This is a genomic window from Ralstonia sp. Ralssp110, from assembly GCF_047325135.1.
Classification (GTDB): Bacteria; Pseudomonadota; Gammaproteobacteria; order Burkholderiales; family Burkholderiaceae; genus Ralstonia; species Ralstonia mojiangensis.
This window is the reverse complement of sequence record NZ_CP168610.1, coordinates 3222095-3241074: the sequence shown is the minus strand read 5'-3', so window position 1 is coordinate 3241074 and position 18980 is coordinate 3222095. Positions and strand designations below refer to the sequence as shown.

At 58.0% G+C, this 18980-nt stretch carries 14 protein-coding genes; 11 read left to right on the top strand and 3 right to left on the bottom strand.

What is annotated here, in order from left to right:
* The first annotated feature begins 9 nt into the window (after positions 1–9).
* The 3 genes from ACEN9T_RS24125 (at position 10) to ACEN9T_RS24115 (ending at position 1593) form a co-directional block, all read left to right on the top strand.
* A complete protein-coding gene (locus ACEN9T_RS24125; RefSeq protein ID WP_413707270.1) occupies positions 10–543 on the top strand; it encodes a hypothetical protein in 534 nt (177 codons plus the stop codon).
* Between the two features lie 132 nt (positions 544–675).
* Positions 676–1008 carry a hypothetical protein gene (locus ACEN9T_RS24120; protein WP_413707269.1) on the top strand — a complete coding sequence of 111 codons (333 nt, stop codon included), beginning with the start codon at positions 676–678 and terminating at the stop codon, positions 1006–1008.
* Between the two features lie 198 nt (positions 1009–1206).
* Positions 1207–1593, top strand: a complete 387-nt coding sequence (locus ACEN9T_RS24115) for a hypothetical protein (RefSeq protein ID WP_413707268.1) — start codon at positions 1207–1209, stop codon at positions 1591–1593.
* Positions 1594–1694: 101 nt separating this feature from the next.
* On the opposite strand, the gene ACEN9T_RS24110 is transcribed toward ACEN9T_RS24115, so the two are convergent.
* The 3 genes from ACEN9T_RS24110 to ACEN9T_RS24100 all read right to left on the bottom strand — a co-directional run bounded on the left by ACEN9T_RS24110 (position 1695) and on the right by ACEN9T_RS24100 (position 3525).
* On the bottom strand, positions 1695–1892 hold the full coding sequence (locus tag ACEN9T_RS24110) for a hypothetical protein (protein ID WP_413707267.1): 198 nt from the start codon (positions 1890–1892) through the stop codon (positions 1695–1697).
* Complete coding sequence (locus ACEN9T_RS24105) at positions 1889–2692, bottom strand: Fic family protein (RefSeq protein WP_413707266.1); 804 nt, start codon at positions 2690–2692, stop codon at positions 1889–1891. Before ACEN9T_RS24105 ends, ACEN9T_RS24110 begins: the two co-directional genes overlap by 4 nt.
* Positions 2693–3009: 317 nt before the next feature.
* Positions 3010–3525 (bottom strand): DUF6471 domain-containing protein, encoded by a 516-nt coding sequence (locus ACEN9T_RS24100; protein ID WP_413707265.1) that lies wholly within the window; start codon positions 3523–3525, stop codon positions 3010–3012.
* 1488 nt (positions 3526–5013) lie between these two features.
* Between ACEN9T_RS24100 and ACEN9T_RS24095 the strand changes: the two genes are divergently transcribed.
* From ACEN9T_RS24095 to ACEN9T_RS24060, 8 genes are all read left to right on the top strand, one after another.
* Entirely contained in the window at positions 5014–5919 is a 906-nt protein-coding gene (locus ACEN9T_RS24095) for a hypothetical protein (RefSeq protein WP_413707264.1), read from the top strand.
* A complete protein-coding gene (locus ACEN9T_RS24090; RefSeq protein WP_413707263.1) occupies positions 5916–7370 on the top strand; it encodes a TnsD family Tn7-like transposition protein in 1455 nt (484 codons plus the stop codon). The genes ACEN9T_RS24095 and ACEN9T_RS24090 overlap by 4 nt, the downstream gene beginning before the upstream one ends.
* A 554-nt stretch (positions 7371–7924) precedes the next feature.
* Positions 7925–8809 (top strand): hypothetical protein, encoded by an 885-nt coding sequence (locus ACEN9T_RS24085; protein ID WP_413707262.1) that lies wholly within the window; start codon positions 7925–7927, stop codon positions 8807–8809.
* Positions 8810–8812: 3 nt separating this feature from the next.
* A complete protein-coding gene (locus tag ACEN9T_RS24080; RefSeq protein WP_413707261.1) occupies positions 8813–9667 on the top strand; it encodes a TnsA endonuclease N-terminal domain-containing protein in 855 nt (284 codons plus the stop codon).
* Positions 9658–12042, top strand: a complete 2385-nt coding sequence (locus ACEN9T_RS24075; RefSeq protein ID WP_413707260.1) for a hypothetical protein — start codon at positions 9658–9660, stop codon at positions 12040–12042. Before ACEN9T_RS24080 ends, ACEN9T_RS24075 begins: the two co-directional genes overlap by 10 nt.
* A 612-nt stretch (positions 12043–12654) precedes the next feature.
* The gene (locus tag ACEN9T_RS24070; protein WP_413707259.1) at positions 12655–13701 is read left to right on the top strand and encodes a hypothetical protein; all 1047 of its coding nucleotides are present in this window, start codon (positions 12655–12657) and stop codon (positions 13699–13701) included.
* 507 nt (positions 13702–14208) lie between these two features.
* Positions 14209–16860: a hypothetical protein gene (locus ACEN9T_RS24065; RefSeq protein ID WP_413707258.1), complete on the top strand. Its 2652-nt coding sequence runs from the start codon at positions 14209–14211 to the stop codon at positions 16858–16860.
* On the top strand, positions 16857–18545 hold the full coding sequence (locus ACEN9T_RS24060; RefSeq protein WP_413707257.1) for a hypothetical protein: 1689 nt from the start codon (positions 16857–16859) through the stop codon (positions 18543–18545). The genes ACEN9T_RS24065 and ACEN9T_RS24060 overlap by 4 nt, the downstream gene beginning before the upstream one ends.
* Positions 18546–18980: the final 435 nt, after the last annotated feature.

Genomic DNA, 18980 nt, shown 5'->3' with positions numbered 1-18980 from the left:
CGTTCACATATGGCCGCCGCGTTTCCAGTAAATTGCCTACCGCTCGATAGCTCTCGCTGGACGGAGCTTGACCATGCATATGGGAAGGCGCATGACACTCCTGCGCTCCTTGAGCAGTTGGAGGCGTTTCCATCCTCTCTCGACAATGCGGAGCCTTGGTATTCGCTGTGGAGCTCGCTGGCACATCAAGGTGACGTCTACCCTGCAACCTTCGCGGCGGTTCCCCACGTTGTACGCGCACTGGCTATTGCGCCGTTGAGGGCCGATTTCGCCTACTTCCAATTTCCTGCAGTGGTGGAGGCTTGGCGCCAGCAGAACGGCGTGCAGGTCCCAGAGGACCTTCGCGTTGATTATTTCGCTGCGTTGGCGGCACTGCCTCGTCTCGTTGCATTGGCGGCTGACAGGGACTGGGATGGCGGATTCCTGGCGTGCGCATTGGCGTCAATCGCAGCGGCGAAAGGTTACGGCGCGGTGGCTGAAGCTGCTCTGGAGCTCACGCCCGACGTTGCGCCGGAGTTTCTCGACTGGTTCTACTCTCGGTAGAGTGGCTAGCTTTCAAGACGTGGCGATACGTTTCAGGACTTTAGCGGTTGGCCGCTGACGGCCAGAAGAGGACCTTCGAAGCTGCTGGTACGCTTTTGCTGTTGCACACGACCATGCCTGTAGGAAAAAACCATGATGGCGCCGGAATTGGTGCAGAAGGTCACGGCGATGAGCCGGGACGCCAACAAAATCGAGTTCATGGGTGCATGGATTTATCGGCGCGACGCGACGGTCTATCAGCTCTCCAGCACGGTTAACCACATTGTGGGCTGTTGGGTAAGCGAGAATTTCGAGCCGATACCTGTGCTTGTGTCTCGTGGTCGCAACCAAATACGCGAGTTTCTGCCAGGCGCCCCCAGGGCGGCGGCCTACTATGCGTTTGTGCCGCAGTACCTCGATGCAGTGGAAGCTGCATTGCGGTCGGGTGGGCTGTGGCCGGACTACTTATGTGACAACGCAAAATAAGATGTTGTCGGTCATAGGCGGCTCGAGTCGTCTAAGAGAAGAGGCAGCCTAGGAGCTGGAGACGGCTCGTCGACATCCGGCTAAGGCGGGATTAGATAGGCACCGTCCGCTTTCGGCCACAAAACGGCCATTCCACGATGCCTCGTAACATGTCTTCCTATGCACCCTGTTATCTCTGCAGCCTTGGACGCAATCTGCTTGGAGCGCGACGACAAAGAGTATTCGGTGTCCTTCGATGCCGCGGCTGCGGTAGTCAGAGAATTTGGTGAGCGGGATTTAGCCAATGTCCTCTTCTCCGAAATTCCGAGAACAGTGCCGTTCGAGCTTGTTGCGCAACTGTTCGACCTGCTTGCATGGCAAACAGACGACAATGGGGCGAACGTTACTCGGACTATCGAAGCCTGGCTGCGCGAGGGTCGGGACAATAGAAAGTTGCTAATCGCGCTCCACCTTGAGGTCTACCCTTTCATTGACGACGGAGAGATGGAACGGGTGCTTTCCCATCTCGCGGAGACAAACTTCCGCGTGGCTGCCCGTTGCAAGGAGCTTATGCGGTCTCGTCGAAGGGACGGCCACGCTGGCTAACCGCTCACTCGACGTGCAGAGGTGCAATAAGGCCAGCTATACGTCCACCAGGACCCGTTCGGAAACCGTCTCGTCGCCCAAGCATCTGCCGCTTACCGACATTACTTGCCACGCTTCGCGCGGCACTTTTCGAGCTCTTGCGAGAGTGCCTCAATTTCAGCCTCCATACTGGCTGCCCGCCGGAGCAACTGAGCAATCTGATGCCAATACTCGTAACCTAGGTCGCCATCTTCCAGCGCCAGTTCATGCAACTTGCGCAGTGCAATGTCCAGGTCGATTTGATTTTCGGAAGTCATCATCGCCCTGCCGCACATTTCGTCAGGAACCTCTGATATGTCCACGAAAGCAGGTCGGCGGCAAGCGTGGCATCCTGGAGCTCATATACGGCAAGCATCGCACTCGCATAGTCGCTTCTGGTGACATCCTGAAACGTCAGGGGAGCGCAGTTGTTAAGCACCAGCGGGATGTTTGCCACGAGCCGGCCGGTCAGTTCGTTGCCGTGGCAAAACGGTTGCAGATACGCAAGCTGTACCCACAGAAAGAGGGCAGCCTCGACTGGGTTCTCGATGCGGGCCGCTTTCTCCACGATTGATTCCACCATCGCCTCGATGACATCAGGCTCCTGCATTGGTGAGTAGAGCGTGCCGGCAATGCCTAACGGGCCCTGACGAATGGCGCCAAGCGAGCTGCTATCTGCAACCAGGTCCTGCATGAGAATCGCGTGCACGTTCCGCAGGACTAGGGCTGAAAGGCCTTCCTGAGAAACACTGTCAGCAAGGAATTCAACAGCCGCTTTGTGATTGAGCAGCATCACAGTGTCGGCGTCACAGCGGAGCGGACCACCGTTGAGCAGTTTCGCCGCCGCGTCCAAGCTGTAGCGGTTGCCTTCCAGTCGACCTGAGTTCCAGGACAGGTCGACGAGCGATTCCGTGAGGGGTTGGCCTGCATAGGCGCCTGCCCACTGACTGCCCGCGCGATAGAGTTCTGCTGCTACTCCGCGCGGCATCAACTGCGATTGGTTCGGTGTGTACCGTTGGACGAAATCACGTTGGTATGTGACAGGACCTCGAGCCGCCATTGGAACGTCGAGCTGACGCATAAGCTTAACTGCCGCTGCCGACCAAATTGGATGCGTTGCGCTTTCAGTCTCGGAGTCCACAGCCGTAGTCGCCAAAGAAACGTCCCAGGTTTGTGAAAAGGGCGGCCCGTCTCACTGGAGCTTTATCGAGGCGTGGCCATCTCCGTTTTAGACCACGAGCATGCTTTTTCCAATGTCTCCTTCAATAGACGTCGAGCTTGTGAGTAGTAGGCGTGCCGCCCTTATTGTTCTTGCGTTTTTCTCGAACGACTCTATATTCATGGTGTGGAATATTCCACACCATGAATATAGGGGAATGCCTGGTGTGGTTCGCAAATCTAGGTGGAAAGATGCTGCTTGCTTTCCGCTGCGGCTGCTGCAATGTCGCTGTGGTCGACGAAACGCTCCAAGCCCGTGATGCTTGAGAGGCTTGAGAGTTGCAGCAATAGGGTGAAGGGGAAGCTACCGGTTTCAATCAGCGCCGTCAGTGCTTCTGGCGTGATGTCTGCGCTGACCTTTGCAAGGTGTTTTGCAAACCTTGTCAGGTCTACGCTTTGCTTCTTCAGCTCTAGGAGGAAGATATGTGTCGCACATTCTTCCCAGTCATTGCATCGGTCCAGGACTCTCGTCCAGTGAGCAGGGCTTTCAGATTCAACAGCGGCGAGAACCTGCAAAAAGAACGCCAGCGAGTATGTCCCGCGTGTGGCCTTGCCCTCAACACTTCGGGTCGACTCACTCCCTCCGCCGTTGCGCAGCCGTTCCGCTGCGGTCGCATAGGTTTCGCCCTTCCGAATGAGCAACCCTCGCAGTGTACGAGAGGCCAGTCGCGTCCATGGCGTTTCCACGTGACTCACGATTGCGTTCCCTGACGGTGTTCCCTTGTTGGTGCGCTGACGTCTACCGCTGTATTGCTTAGCGATGACTTGACCGGATAGTGTACCGCTGAATATGTTGCGTCACGACCACGCATCGACGCGAGAGAGTGTCAGTTAGGTGATTTCGCAAATGCGAGGCGCTCGCTGCAGATGTTAACTCCATCGCGGAGCGCTCTATTCATATATAACGTTTAAATATTAAAAACGGGTAAGTTAACTTCGGAAGTTAACAGGCTGCGAAGCCAATACGCGCAATGTTTTCCGAGAAAATCGCATGATTGCGACTGGATTTTTTGTTATACGGATTGCGCGAATGGACGAGTCTATTGGTAGTTAAATTTACTGCTCTTTTTTGAAAAGTTGATTGCGGCGTAGGGTTGTTTTCGCGCTCTCCAATCATTAACATTTCGCCCGGCTGAAAGTGCAAGTTTTATATCAAGCACCTCAGTCAAAGATGTCCGGCACTTGTCTTTGCGTTTTGGCTTTCAGTACCCGCCAAAAAGTAAGGGCAAGTGCCGGATGAACCGGCCTTGCCCTTGGGGCGCTCCCGTTACCGGGAACGCATGAGATTGCGAACCTCGCGCGTATCCTGCCACAACGTCTCCCTTTGGTCAAGTGCCTTCGTCCGCCCGGCGACGGGCGGCTAACCGACGTGGAGAAAATTGTGGCTACCCCTACATCCCCATCCTTCCGCGGAGCAACTGCTCCGTTCCCCTCCTCACATCCTGCCGACAACTCGTTGCCGGTCCCCGCGCGTGCTCGTTTGCGGCCACCGCTGTGTGCGGTTGCGCCAGGCAGCTCAGCTGCCTGACCACGCCTCAGGACCGAGCTCACCGAGACGCTAACGCATAGCTCTTCGCCGCCGGGCTGCACCGCCGTTTGACCCGGCGGATGGCTAGCTGCGCGCGTGCTTTCGCAAGCGCGCTGGCGGTGTTGCGCCCGCTCGTCTTCAGTAAGCCCGGACACCATCAATGTATCGCGCCGTTTGCGAGGCCCCAGCTCGCCCGGAAACGGCGTAACCCATCCGGTTTTTCAGCAATGAACCATAAAAACGAAAACACGACCGTCGTAGATGTCCTGCCGGCCGACCGGGACAACCCCTGTGTCAACAACCTCCCGGCGGTGCCGAAGGGGAACGCGGCAGCAACGATATTTCTCCGCGACTGGCATCCCGACGCGCCTGTGCCAGCGAATCGAGCTGTGCGCCGCAGTCGGATTGGGCAAGACGAGGAGCAACCGTTGGTTCCGTTTCCCGAACACACCCGCCTGCTTGCGCAGGTGACCGCCTTGGTACGAAGAGGCTATGCTCACCGGAATCCCCTGTCCCCCGCATTCCACGCCACGGCCCATTCGGCCTTGTCTGCCGCCGCTCAGGGGAGCGACAGGCACGGCCATCTCTGGTTGAGGCCTGAGCTGAATGTTCCGGGGGCCCGACCGCGTGGCTTGCTCTTTGTCACACCAGCGCGAATGGGGCGCCGTGTCATTGCCGAGCGCATCGCGAGCTTCCTCGGGGAAGAACCGATTCCTCTGCACGCGCCCACGCCGACAGGGAGCGTGCACTACATCCAAATTCCGGTGTTGCGGGTGCTGTGGCCTGACGGCGGCGCTCCGACACAGTTCGTGACGAACTTCTTAGGCGCGTTCGACAGAGCACTCGGCTCGCATTACTCCGCGGCTATTCGACCGTCGCGCTTCCGGCTCCATGAAGAAGCGCTCTCAATCCTCAGCGGTTTCAGCATTGCTGCGAACGTTGGCCTCATTATCGTGGAGCGCATCAATTGTCGGGATTCAGGGACCGAGGCGGCAAATGGGCTGTGGAACCTGCTGGGCCAGTTCACTCGGACCACCGGGATTCCCATCTTAATGATGGCAAGCACCGCGGCGGCTTCGCATCTGATGCGCAAAACCAGCGCAGCTAGCGAGCTGACTGCCGGAGGCGTGCTGTGCATGGACCCGCCATCGGCGACCTCGCAGGCTTACGCTGACCTCTGCACCTTGGCATTCCAGAAGACGATGAAGGGCCAGGGTCCCGCACCGAGCTGGCTTGTCGAGACCCTGGCAAAGAAGACGCATTGCCGACTCGCCCTGGTCCAGAAGGTCTGTTTTGCACTGGCGCGCTCTGTCGGCAAAGGCGACGTGTCGAAGGCACCACACAACCTCCCCACTCTGATTGACGAGGCCCTCTACATCGAAAGGCCTGCGTTGCAGACGCTCAAAACCATTGGGGATGGCCGAGGCTTCACAGTGGATGGCTTGCGTCGGTTCAGCGACTGGTTGCCAACTGGCCACGCACCGTTGCTCGTTCCCATGCCCGAACGCATGCCGGTGACGTCACGAGCGGGTCTGCAGTTCCAAAAGGAGGACCCGAAATGAATCATCTTCCTCTGAACACACTGGCCGGAGAGTCGGCCACCAGCATCCTGGTATCCGATGCTGCTGTATCGGTCGAGCCCGCGACAAAACGGCTTGCCAATCTTAGTTTTCGACGGGGTGGTGCGTTCCTCTATAGCGTGCCTTGCCGGCTTCAGACATGGCAACAGACACTGGGAGACCTGTACGGGTCGCCGTGGGACATCTTGACGGAGCACTCATGCTTTCCCGCTTTTGCTGCGGGGATGGCTCCAGAGTGCGCGGCACGTGGTGTTGCTCAACTCCAATTCGGAACACGGAGCCGGACGGTGTTTCCCCGGCTCCCGGCACTTCTGGAACCAGGAAACCGATATGGGCTGCGTTGCCCAGTCTGCAAGGCAGAGGCGATGCTAGTCATCGGGAGGCAGCCCTCTTTCGTATGCCATTGCCTACCCTTCATCTCCAGGTGTGGAGACCATGGCGAACTGCTCCATCTGGAGGATGAGTCCAGTACCTATGAAGCCGGGATGTTCATGCTCGGCCGGCCAGGGGCTCGTCGCAACAGTGAGTTGTACGCGGCGTGCGCCCGTGCGCTTTTGTTGAAGCAAAGCCCTGAGGACCTCCGCGCGAACGCCCTGGCAAAGCTGACTGCTTGTGGCTACCGGCGCGCGGGCGGCCGCTGGAACATATCTCATCTTACGAGCGATTGGACTCTGGTTGCCCGAGAGGGATTCGAAGATTGTCGGCTCACTACGGTCACAACATTCGAGGGCTTCGCTGCTTGGTTGCTGCGCGCCGCAGAGCGCGAAGAACGTCCCATGCACCCGGCCTGGTTGGCGCTGTTGAATTGGTTCATCGCGCGCCAGGGAGGGTCCTGCTGTATAGCGCCAGCCAAGCCTGCTGTGCGGACGGTACCGTCTCGGCAAGCCGGTGCGGCATATCGACCATCACGTGCCGACATCAAGACTCACCGTCAGCAGTGGCTCGCCCACAAGGCAGCACATCCCGATGCGGGAAGGACGGCGCTCAGACGTGGACTCTACGCGGTTTGGGCATGGCTCTATCGCAATGACCGCGCTTGGTTGCTCTGTCATCAACCGCCCAACGCAACCAGACGAGGTGGAAGACGTAGTTCGAAGTTGGAAGCGTTGCTCGCGCCGTGTGTCCGTGTCCCAGCGGTCCCGCGGCAGGACCGCCGCGGCTTGCTCCATCTCGGCACGGCATACCAAGTTCGGGTGCGGCTCGGCGTGACGGACTACGCCTATGGCCGGCTGTCTGCCATTGACGCTGGCGTGTCTCGGCAATGTATTTCCCGCGCGGAGCTGGCGCACGCGCGTGTCGCCTCTCTACAGGATGCCCTCGAGCCTGACCCACATGCCGCAGCCCTTTCCGTGCTGGCGCGGCGAGTGAGTCTTCGCGAGTCCACCCTCAATCGCGCTCTGCACGCAGTCGACCGCGAGGAGCAAGCACGATGACACGCCTGCACTATTTGCAGATGAGCGGATTGGCGCCCGGTGAGTGGTGGCCGGGACACTATGCTCGGCACGAAGTAACCGCAACGGCGTGCCCGGACTTCAAATCGTGGTGTTTTCCAAGCCGCATTGCTCAACGCGCTCGTCCATTCGAGAGCGTCATCGGACCGGCCGATTACGTTGTCGACCGTCACACACTCTACCCGTTGTATAGCCGCATGCTGCCACCGGAGGATGCAACCAAGGTTCGCTCGCATCTGCTGGGGGAGCCGGTTCATGGTTTGCCAGCGATGATTGGCGCCGGCGGACCGCACAGTGGCTGGGCAACGTTCCAGCCCGCGTATTGCGACGATTGCGTGCGACATGACATCGCTCCTACCGGAGTGCCGTTTTGGCGTATCGAGCATCAAATCCCTGGGGGGTTGTTCTGTGCAAAGCACGCAAAGCCGCTCCTTGCACCGTGTAGGGCGTGTACTCCGAACAATTGGGCTTCCCTCATACCGCTTCCAGGCCACCGATGCGACTGCCCTCTGATTCCTTTGGTCGGTAAGGGGGCTTTGAGCCTCGGTTCAATTGCCTTTGAGATTGAGGTGGCTCACGCGGCTAGCAAGCTGCTTGATTGCAGCTACCTCCCGCAACTCGACGCACGCTCCATTGGCTCGTTGGTTCGGCTCGGTGCAGACCGAATCGGAATCCCGCGGCGAGAGGAAGGACGGCAGAAGGCCTGGCTCGCTTTCATACAGGAGGCGCGGCTGCGCGAATCGTTCGAACGCATGAGCTTTCACACCATTCCGTTCGCTCGCGTCGGAAATGTGCTGAGGGGACGCGCTGTCCTGCGCCACCCACTTCGAACCATCGCTTTGCTGCTCGGCCTCTGGGGAACCTGGGACGCCGTCGAGCGCGCGGCACACGGAGCTCGCTGGCCGGCGAGCCGGGCCATGCGCCGGTATGGGGCGTTTGTGGCGGGAAGTGACCTGCAGGTCGACCATCGCCGCAAGAAGACCCGTCAAGTGCCAACGAGGAATGACGCCACTACGCTATTGGCAGTTTACAAGCAGCTTCGCCATGAGCGACCTGGCGCTCACAGGGCGACGCTGCTCCTGCAATTGCCTGAAGGCGCTCGCGAGCTGCTCACGCGGGATGAGCTTGATGCGGCCGACGTGGAGGTACTCGGCGATGTTGCCGAACTCGATTCCTCAATTGTGGAGCACATCTATGCGCGCTCCGAAGCCCTGGTAGCCGCCGGCCATCCTGGGCGAATCAGTTCCAAGCAACTGCTGGACGGACATCCGATGGGGCCGGCATGGTTCCGCATCCGCCATTTGCTGCCGAAAGCCGCTCAAGCGCTGAAGCGCTGCGCGGAGACCAAAACCGAATATCTGGCGCGCATGCGTGTGCTGCCATATCTCGTCGAATCAGCGGCACCTGCTGCCGGCATCTAAGTCATGAAAATTTTTGAATTGAATGCTCCCTTCGTTACACCAAGGGACATCGCACTCACGCCTTTGGACCCCTACGGCATGCACCAGGGGCCGCTCTACGCTGCGTTTCACAAGGCGCGGCCACCAAGGAACAGTACACGTACGACGCTCGCCGACCTCAAGTTCGACCGGCGCCTGGAGGCACTGTCGACGAATGAGACACGCGTACTGTACGCGCTGATGTTCCATCCGTATGTCATCGATATTCGCGAGCAATATCCGTTCTGTGACGACGATACGCTTCTCCTTGCACAACAGCAGGGTCGGCGGGTACGCCGTACAGAGATGACGACATTGGACGTCGTCGTCACGTACGTCACGCCGACTTGCCTGGTGCCGCGCTACCACGCTATCTCAGTCAAGAGTCCTTTCCATGTACCGACAGACCAAGACGCGAGACGCGAAGAACGCGAGCGAGCCTATCTCGCGAAGCTCGGCTGGTCATGGGAGCTGGTCAAAGGCGATGTAGTCACAGACGAGCACTACACCAACTGCCGACTTCTTTATCACACGGTGCGTGATACGGACATATGGTCGCTCTACGACCTGGCCGGAACGTTCTCGCAAGCGCTTCTGAAGGGCAGCCGAAGAGGCTCAGCAAACGCAGTCCGACGGCGTGCCGCGCGCACGCTCGGGTTAGTGCCTGACGCCAGCGAGTATCTCTTTGCAACCGCAGTGGCCTTCGGTTTCCTACGGCTAGACCGCAATGTTCTGTTTGACCCGGAAAGGCCCATCGTCTTCGCGGGGGAGAGCGGCGGTGCAAAGCGGAGAACACCCGCTACACCGACGGAAATGCTGAGGAGTTGGGCATGGATTTGACCGTAGAAGCACCCCAGCCGGTGCACGCTACAGCGCCCTGGAGCGATATTTTGCCCGTGGCCCCACAAAAGGCCGACCACGAACTCGCTGTGTGGCTCCGAGAGGTCCATGCCTCAACGTGGCCAGGAGGGCTATGTCGATTTGCGTCCTTCTCCAGGCGTCGTGACGGGAAGGGGAAAAGGTATCGAGCTGTAGCCTGGAATCCTGCGACGCGCGAACTGTTCGTTCTGGAGCTAAGCGACGCGGTGTCGCTTAGTGGGCCCGGTCGTTGGCATACGTGGTCGCTCGAGAAAGAGCCGGGAGCGCTCGATGACGTTGAGGTCACGACTTTCCAGAACCCAGTGCAAAAAAAGAGTGAATCGGCCCAGGCCAATGTTTCAAGGAACAAGGCCCTTGTTCGGGCAATGCTGTGCGTGACTCATGACATTGCTACGTGGACGGACCGCGAACCTATCAACGATGCGGTTCTCATGAGCAAGGAGGCACTTCAGCAGTCAGTGCGGCGCATTTGCCTCGCGCTAGGAAAGAACCGCAGCTATCAAAAGAAGCTGAAGCTGTTGTTGCATCGGTACTTCTATTTCGGTGGAGAGGAAGACGCGTACCTTGATTTGACTGATTTGCGGGGCGGACGTGGAAAGACGCGAGTCGGCAAGAATCGAAGAAAGCCGGGGAGGAAAAACGTCTCCGAGCGCCAAAGCAGAAACAGGGCTGCAGTCGAGCCCGACCGAGTGGCCCAACAGCAGGCACCTGTGCGACAGATTGACTTGCGTAAGATGCTGTTAGCGCTTGAGCGTTGGTACGTTGATAAGAAACTCGACATCGCTCTTACATACCAGCATATGTGCGTCGAGCTGTACTCAAAGGTGAGCAAATTCCTGACGCCCACGGTCCACAGCTTCCGGTATCACGCGAAGAGGTTGATTGCCGAAAATGACCTGAAGAGGAAGCGCAATGGCCAACGGCTGCACCAGATGTACGATGCAGCCAGGATAGGGAGGGCAACAGACCCCACAGGCGGTGCCATCGAGATACTGGACGTCGACGGCTTCCAGGCGAAAGTCTTCATCAGACATCCCAACGGGAGACGGAAAACGCCATTCCAGATTTGGGTCATCTTTGCGGTGTCCCGACTCTCATCGGCGGTGGTCGGATATTCGCTTTCTCTGAAAAGGGAGAACGCACGCGCTTACAAGGAGTGCTTGGCTTCGGTTCACATACCGAAGTGTGGCGAAGATTCGAGAGCAGCAGAGCTGGGCTTGGGAGAGCTGCGTGGGCTCGTGCATGGCAACTACGATGAGATATACGTAGACCATGGCCCGGGCTCCTCCGAGTCTGTCCTGCGCGCCATCGTTGACAGGCTGAGGCTTGCGAGAAGTATTCCGCCGCCACGACGCCCAGAATTGAGGGCAATCGGTGAGTCGCTCAACAATCTGATTTTGCGGTTCTACCAAAATGCCGATGCAGGCTACAGTCGGGCACGTGACCCGCTCTCGCAGGAGAAGCGGCGAGCAGCTAAGAAGGCCCCGCCAGTGTCAGTTGAGCAGTTCGAGCGTTTTCTATTGCTCGCTATCAACCACATCAATCTGTACTACGCGAAGCGCCGCAAGCTGACTGACGAGCTGCGAAGGAAGGAAATCAACAGCACGCCAGCACGCCTTTTCACGGCTTACCAGGCGGCCCGCGAAGGAGATAGAAAACGGAAGTTGTCGCCTGTGGAGGTCTGGGAGAAATACAGCGATTGGGAGAAGTATTCGTGTTGGCGTGGAAACATGACGCGAGACGACCTGACGTATTCCTCCGAGGAGTTGAGGGAATACTATGACCACAAGCTTCGGTGGGAGGACGGAAAATCCATCCCCATCCAGGTGCAGCGCACTCGGGACCCTCACTTCATGTATTGGCGCAAGGAGGACGGCTCCGTAAGCCTGCTTCAGGTCAGCAAAGAGGATGCACGTCGGCTGCAAGACAGAATGACCTGGTTTGAGTGGGAGCTGCGTCTGGAAGCCGACCGCGCCTCAAAGGCCAAAAAGGCCCAAGAGGCCGATGATGACGCCGTTGCACTCCACAAGGCTCAACAAGAAGAACCTGTGGAGGCCGCTACGCCGCGGAAGAAGTCCTCTACAGGCGAGGTGATGGTGTCGCAACAGTGCATGCTTGATGAGGCCTTCGCGAACCGCGTATTCACGGACGACCTGCTCGAAAGCACCAAACCGACGCCGACCAGGAAGAAGGCTGGACGGGGCAAAACGGAGCCCGGCACCGCTCGCGCTGAGGGGCAGCGGGATGCCCCGGAGCCGCTGGCGTCCACGTCAGCCTCGGAATGGACGGCCGACTTCGACGCCGATGTGGAGGAGAGTCTTGCGGACCTGATGTGACTGCTCAGGGCACTGTGTCTTCAAAGCTATGTGTCGCGTCCCGCGCGGACGCGACCCTTCCGTTCAGTCCCCCGCCGGAGAACACTGATGGGCAACCAGGCGGATGGGCTCTATCCATCGTGTACGTCAACGTGTAAGCCGCTACCCAAGCGGCTTTTTTTTTTGCGCTCTATTTTTCCCTGCAACGTACGTCTGTCTCGTGTCAGGAATTCACAACAGCGGTCTATCGTTGCGCACCCCGCTTAAGGGGTAACCCCGCGGAGTGGTTTCATGTGAAATCGCTTTCCGTCAAGGCTCCGCGCGGCTCACCGACGGGGCTTAGAACTGCTGTGAACAACATTGAATTGCTGACTGTGTCCGTCGGCTTCACATTTGCGCCGCCGTTCATTGGGGGGCGGCCAAGCAGGTACGGCCCACTTTTCGTGGCGTCCACTCAGACGCAGGAGGTGCCAGGCCTGCTTGCGAACAAGCCACACACAATCAGTAGACATGTATCGCAATCGAACCTCGTCGACGCTTCCCCGTCGCACGCAACTTCATCGAAATCATCGGCCGACGAAACGTGAGGCCTGGTCCGCGATGACGTCCAGAGTGAGTCTCGTCAAAGACAGCATGGACGTCATTCTGAAGTCGTTCATCCTCTCGCTGTTCGTATCAGCTACGCTGCTGTGGAGCTACTTGTACAGCATTAACGCGAAAGGTCTCTTCCTGGATGCCATCTCGTCGAAAGAAGGGCTCGCTGCGGTGCTCTTTGTGGCGGTGCTGATGTTAGTGGCGTACTTTTTCCAGATGTGGATGCCATCTCTCGTCGTTGTAGCAGCGTCGTCCATGGCAAACGGGAAACTCGATGAAGCGACAGACCGTCCAGCACGCTACTTTCTTTACGTGTTTGCTATATGGCTCGCGCTGTTGGTCGCTATGTCAATGAGCTTCGAAGGCGGATGGGTCATCTTCGCCGTTCTAGGCGGGACATACGTCACGGCGACAGTGCTGTTTCTGGTCCGACAGAGGAAAAATGAGCAGCGATGGAATGTGTTTTCCATCGGGATGCCCGCAGCGGCGACATTCGCGGCGATGGTAACCGCCTTGCCGATGAGCATGTTCGGCAACGTTCTCGGACCGAACGCCCATACAGGCGACCAAGCCATCGAGTTTTTCTTCACCATCGCGGTATCCTCCTGCGGTTATTTGCCAAGCCTGTTCTATCTCAACGCTCAGCGTTGGGCAAAGAAGCCTCATCAGCCGGCGCTGTACCTTCTCCTCGGAGCGGCTGTGTCCATCATCGTCTTGGTGATGTATCTCGCCATCATCCCTCGAGGTTTCTCTACGTTGGTCATGGAGGTTATGGGCGCTCGCTCCAATCAGGCCAGCACGTTTGAACTCACCCGACCGGAGCTAGCCGATGCGGCTCAACTGGCTGGCATCCCCGTGAAACGCGGTGCAAGCACCGCGATAGCCATCAAGGCATATCCACGCTTCGTGTTCGGTGACGTGAGGCTGTTGTGTCGCGACTCTTATGACCCGAGCGTCATAGGCGACCACGCCAAAGGGTTCTTTTCTGACGACACCGAAAAAAAGCAAGTCGCCGAAACACGGAAACGCGCGTCTGAAGCATGTGTCGTCTATCGAAAGGACGATATTCGGCCGTTCAATCTGTAAGTACGAAATTTACCGGTGGGCCGCAGGGCTCCCGTGGCTTCGGGTGGGGCCTGGGCTAGTGCGGACTCATTTGTGGTCGCTAGGGGTATGTTCACTGTATCGCCAGTCCTGGTTAACCGTTGTCAGGGCAAGGCTGGTTGTCACTTCCTGCGCGCCTCAGCGAACGCGAGGTGCACTTCCAGTTTCGGCACCAGGTACCGCGCTCGCGTACCGGTGCCACCTATCGGCCTCCCGCGCCGGGACAGTTGCCAACCGCATGGTACGCATGAACGTGGGGGCCGGGACGAAAACGCGCCGCCTGGCAAAAAGCCATACGGCGAAAATGGGCTCGAATTCGGATGGTCCCCAACGTACGTGAGTGCGATGATGGCCTGGCATTGGAGGACTCATTGTGATGCCTCGGCGCAAGCGTTTTACAGTCGCGCTGGGCTCTTTGTCGGGGCGGGGCTCACCGATATTATTGAGCCTAATAACAAGACGAAATGGCGCCTTGCACAAGGGGGGGTAATGACAACGCTCTACGAGATTCTCCAAGAGGTAGCCCCAAAGCGGGCATTGTTCACTTCGTACACTTATTCGGCCGTTTGGTTTGAGGCGGCGCCATATCCTCTATTGCACAAAGGGGACTGTGAGCAAATCACTGTCATGCTGGATGCGCGCGAGGCTCGGGCAAGCGTGGATAACACGACGAGTCGCTTCGGTGGCAGCCGCTATCGCGTCGTCAGCACCACACCAACGAATGAGGGTAAAGGCGGGGGCATTTTTCATCCCAAGATTGCGTACCTTGAATCTGACGATGGTGATGTGTTCGTGGTCAGTAGCGCCAACCTGACGACGCAGGGGCAAAGTCGGTCGCTTGAGGTAGTCGATGCAGTCATGGCAACTACGGACCCAATGGTCTTTGGCGAGATTGCCGACTTCCTAGAGCTGCTGCCGGCCCGTCTGAATCTGTTGTCTGGTGACGACGAGGAAATCCTGGCCAAGTTCGCTCGAAGAGCGCGAGCGCAGCGAGACCACTATGCGGCCAACGCAGTGGGGCCGCGGAAGACCTGGTTGGTGACTACATTGGCGGATGCGGCAGGCCCTCAGTTTGTTGACTTGGCACGGCAACACTTGGCGAGCCCCAAATCGCTGACTGTACTGTCTCCATATTTCGATAAAGACGTTGGGGCGGTTGTCCGCCTTCGTGACAAGCTGGGCGTGAAGCAAGTCCGATATGGCCTGGCCCGCAAGAATGATGAATTGATTGCCCCCTTCCTGGAGAATGTTTCCGAGGGGAGCAAGCCCGACCAGTTTGTCGAACCCCCGGATAACGGTCGCCTTTTGCATGCCAAGTGGTTCGAGGTGGTAGATGCTAACGGCGAAGCGCTTGTGATGACCGGCTCGGTCAATGCGACGCAGCAGAGCCTATGGAGTACCAAGAACATCGAAGTTTCTCTGGTTCGTCATGTTGTTCAATCGACCACTGCGACCTGGGCGCAGACCGACGAGGTCCCGCGTTATATCCCTTGCGAATATCCTGCGCCGTTGGCATCCGATGACACAGTGAATGCCGTCGCTCATATCACGCGCCATCACGTGCTTGAGGTGTGTTGTTCTCCGGTGCCAGTATCACAGGAGGTGCTGCTTGATTTGCACCATAGCGAAGCTCATTTGCCGTGCTTAACGTCAAGGCTTGATGGTGAAGGGCGAGCCACTATGAGGGTGAGCGAAAATCTGGTTCGGGACTTGCCGGACAGGGCGCTGTGGTTGACTGTGAGGGGAGCAGATTTCGAGGCGACCACATGGGTCAATGTTGAGCCGCAACTCAGTGCAAAGCCAAAGCAGGTTGACCTATCCAAGTCGATTGGTCGCATTGAGGATGACGTCTATGACGACGATGACGCCTATCTGCTGTTGAACGCTGCGCACTTGCTGCTAACCCAGCGCAAGTTGAACAGCAAGGGGCGGCCACAGAGTAAGGAAGCTGAGCCGGGGGAAACCGAATCAGAAGACCCGTTGGTCACTGAAGCTCAATGGCTCGCGGGACAGGGTGCGGGCACGAAGAAAAGTGACCAGCCCAGTGCGGAAGCCCTTCGTATCTTTAAGGCGCTAGGCAAGTTGCTCGAGATGAGCGATGAGGAGGTCGAGAAAGCTCTGTTGCCAGATGCGGACGACGAGGATGGCGAATTGGAGGAAGCCGAAGCCGATAGTGATGCCGAATCGGAGGAGGATGAGGGCGTTTCCACAGAAGAACGGCGTGCAATCAAGAAGCGGCAACAGCGCAGAGAATCTGTGGCCCAAGCTCGAATCGCCGTCCAGGTTGCCATCGATAAGCGCTTGGCGGGACCGATGCCAGACGCGCTAGCTATCTTGGCCGTCCCGCAGAAAATTCGCACCAACCTGAGGGCGTTCATGCCGGCGGAGCTTCGCGAGGTGGATACGGGTCGAGTACCGCCTACCGACGTGGTACCCACCCACCTGTCTTCTCAGATGATGGGGCTCTTGTCGACGTTGATGCATCAGCGGTTTGGTCCGACTGCGGTCGACAATCTCTTGCCGATGGTCGCCAGCGTTGGTGCCATTACGGCGCTGTGTCACGAGCGTCGGCAGCAGCCCGTGAGCTATGACCAAATCCGTTCAGCAATCGAGATGTTCGCTGGCCGGCAACTCTCTGGGGCAGACTATCAGGGTCTGATGGAGTCCGAATGGAATGAGGGACGTATTCCCTTGATGGTCAAGTGTTTTGCAATCCCGGATTTATTTACACAAGCCGTGCGTATTGCCAGCGCGCCGCGCGTTGAGGACCGCATCGATAGCGTGCTGGCCCTGGCATTCGAGGATTCGAAGCGTTCAGTTTCTGATGAACAGCAGGACATCGCATATGTGGTTCAAGCATTGCGACAGTCCCCTGGCCGCAGTTATAAGCTCTACGCTGTTCTTGTGATTGATATTCAGCAGGAAATTTCAGGGTGTCCTCAGTGCTTCGAGCGGCTAGACGAAAGGGAACTCAAAAAGCTGAAGACTGTTCACATGGCGGTCTGCAGGGCCCGGTGCAAGCGGCCGATTTTTCTCAGAATTGGTTCTGCTGCAATTCGACGACACCTGCGGGAGGACGAGGCGTGCATCCGCGATATGCGGCCTAGAGCCCCGCAAGTTGACGAGAAGGAGTCGCTATGATTCCAGCCGGACCGACTTTTACGACAGTGCCACCGCGCTCAAGCGCAGGCGACTTCCTTGGTATGGGGGCGGTCGGTGAACGCCTGTATGGCGGCGTATTTCCGGGGTTGAATAACGCAGCACGGCATATTCGTCCCTATGCTGCCATTTGCTGGATGGTGGATACATTGCACCAACGGGCATTCGCTGACGGCAGAGGAGACATTGGGAAGCTGCGCAAAGAGACGAAATTGGGTATCTGGAAAATTCAACTCCTGCTCAATTGGGTCGCGAAGCTTGATGGTCTGCAAGGCTACCCCGGTACGGACCGTTTCGAAGGCGACCCAGACGAGGAGGAATTGCGCAAGGAGACTTGGCCGAACATCAAGGTATCGTTTTGGGACACGGCCTGGTACAAGCCTAGCTTGCTGAATGGCTTGCGCTTTCTCAACGAGGGTACGAAATCACATCGGGGAACCTACTCTTGCACAGAGGCGGGAGCTGCATTGGCCACAGCTTATGCGGAAGAGGTGGGAAAACTGGAACCCACTTTAGCTAGCTGGTTGGCAGACCCGAATGAGCTGACGTGCTCGAAGAGGCTTCTGCATAAGCTGCGGCCGGTGCTTGTTCTCGAGACGCCGTCACGCGGAGAGCAGAACGCCTTTATGCGGCAGTATTTTGAAGCGGCGTTCGGCGCGCTTTCGGAGGGAGGCAAGAGTCGGCGAAAAGGCTTGATGCTTGCACTCAGAACGCTGGATGCGCTCGAACGGGAAGAAGCCAGCACGACCGTGGAAGACATCCGGCATGCCATGGCAGCTGGATGCACTCCGGGAGGCACCTTCGTTGACGACTCGGGGCTGGAAAGGACTCGGCTGCAATGGGCCGTTCTCCAGGTACGAGCACTGCAGCGATTAGCGATGGAAACTCTGCTGGCATTGGCTGAGCGACAAATTCTTCTCGCAGAGCAAACGGCCGCACCTAGGCAGAAAGAAGATATTGCCGATGTGATTGGGGCTTACCTAAAGCCCGCCAAGGAAAACCACGTCTTCGAATCCATCCAGGCGAATTACGACTGGGCGAAGGAAGCGCAAGGTGCGTACGCAACGTTGCAGGCCGCGGGACTGGTCTACGACAACGAGCACCTTGCCCTTGCGGACCTGAAGGCTAAACTTCGAGGAACCGTCGGCCATGACGAGAAACGCTGGAAGGACGCTGCAAGGCAGGCCATTTGGACTCTGATTGTCTGTGCGATGGAAGCAGAGAATCTGGCGGCTGAGAATGGCGCTAAGCAGTTCTTGGAGTGGGATGCGGGAAAGCTTTCCCTCGAGGGCCTGCGCCAAGCATTGAACGCCCACAAACATGACTCCACCGAGAACTTTGCTCGACACATCGTGCTGCGCTTCGTGCTGGTTCAACACTTGAACGTGGCAACAGAGCGGTCTGTCGCCGGTCTGGATGAGAAACAGCGATTTGTGTTCTCTCCTGAGCAGGAAGGGCTGACTCGGTTTGCCGAGGTCGGTGCGGCGAGATTTGTGGATGCGCAGGAATCGGGAGACATTCTGTTCCATGCACTGCTTCTGCTAAGGAATTGCGGCAAGCTGCAATACATCCCTGTAGGGGCGGACCGGCCAGCCTATCTCAACCGATTTGAGGGAGCATTCACCCTGAAACCGGCTGGGCGAAAGCTGTTGGCGCAGGCGATTTGATGTGCTCTGTACCTAGCTGGGAAAACATGATGGGGCGAACGGTTCGGCAAAGCTAGGCACTCGAGCGAAGGGCTTGGGTCTGGGAGCACCCTTACGTTGTGCATCACCCAGTGCGCACAAGGCAAGCTATCGCGGTTGTTCCCCCGCCACCGCATGGACGACAGTAAGAGGAGTGCAGTCTGCCGGCTAGCCAACACCTGGATGTCGCAACAATTATTGCGAATCCAGGAGGCAGCGCTGGAGCCCGCACGATTCCGGACTTTCTGGGCCTCGCTTTCGTGCGTGAGGATTTTTTGAAAACCACGCCCGGACTACATTTGCGGCCTCCGGCGCAACAACTAAGAGAGCGCGGCGCAACAACTATTTCAAACCGCTAGAAAAGGCCGTCCTTCGGGACGGCCTTTTTTCGTGGTGTGCGCTTCGCCAGACAAGCAT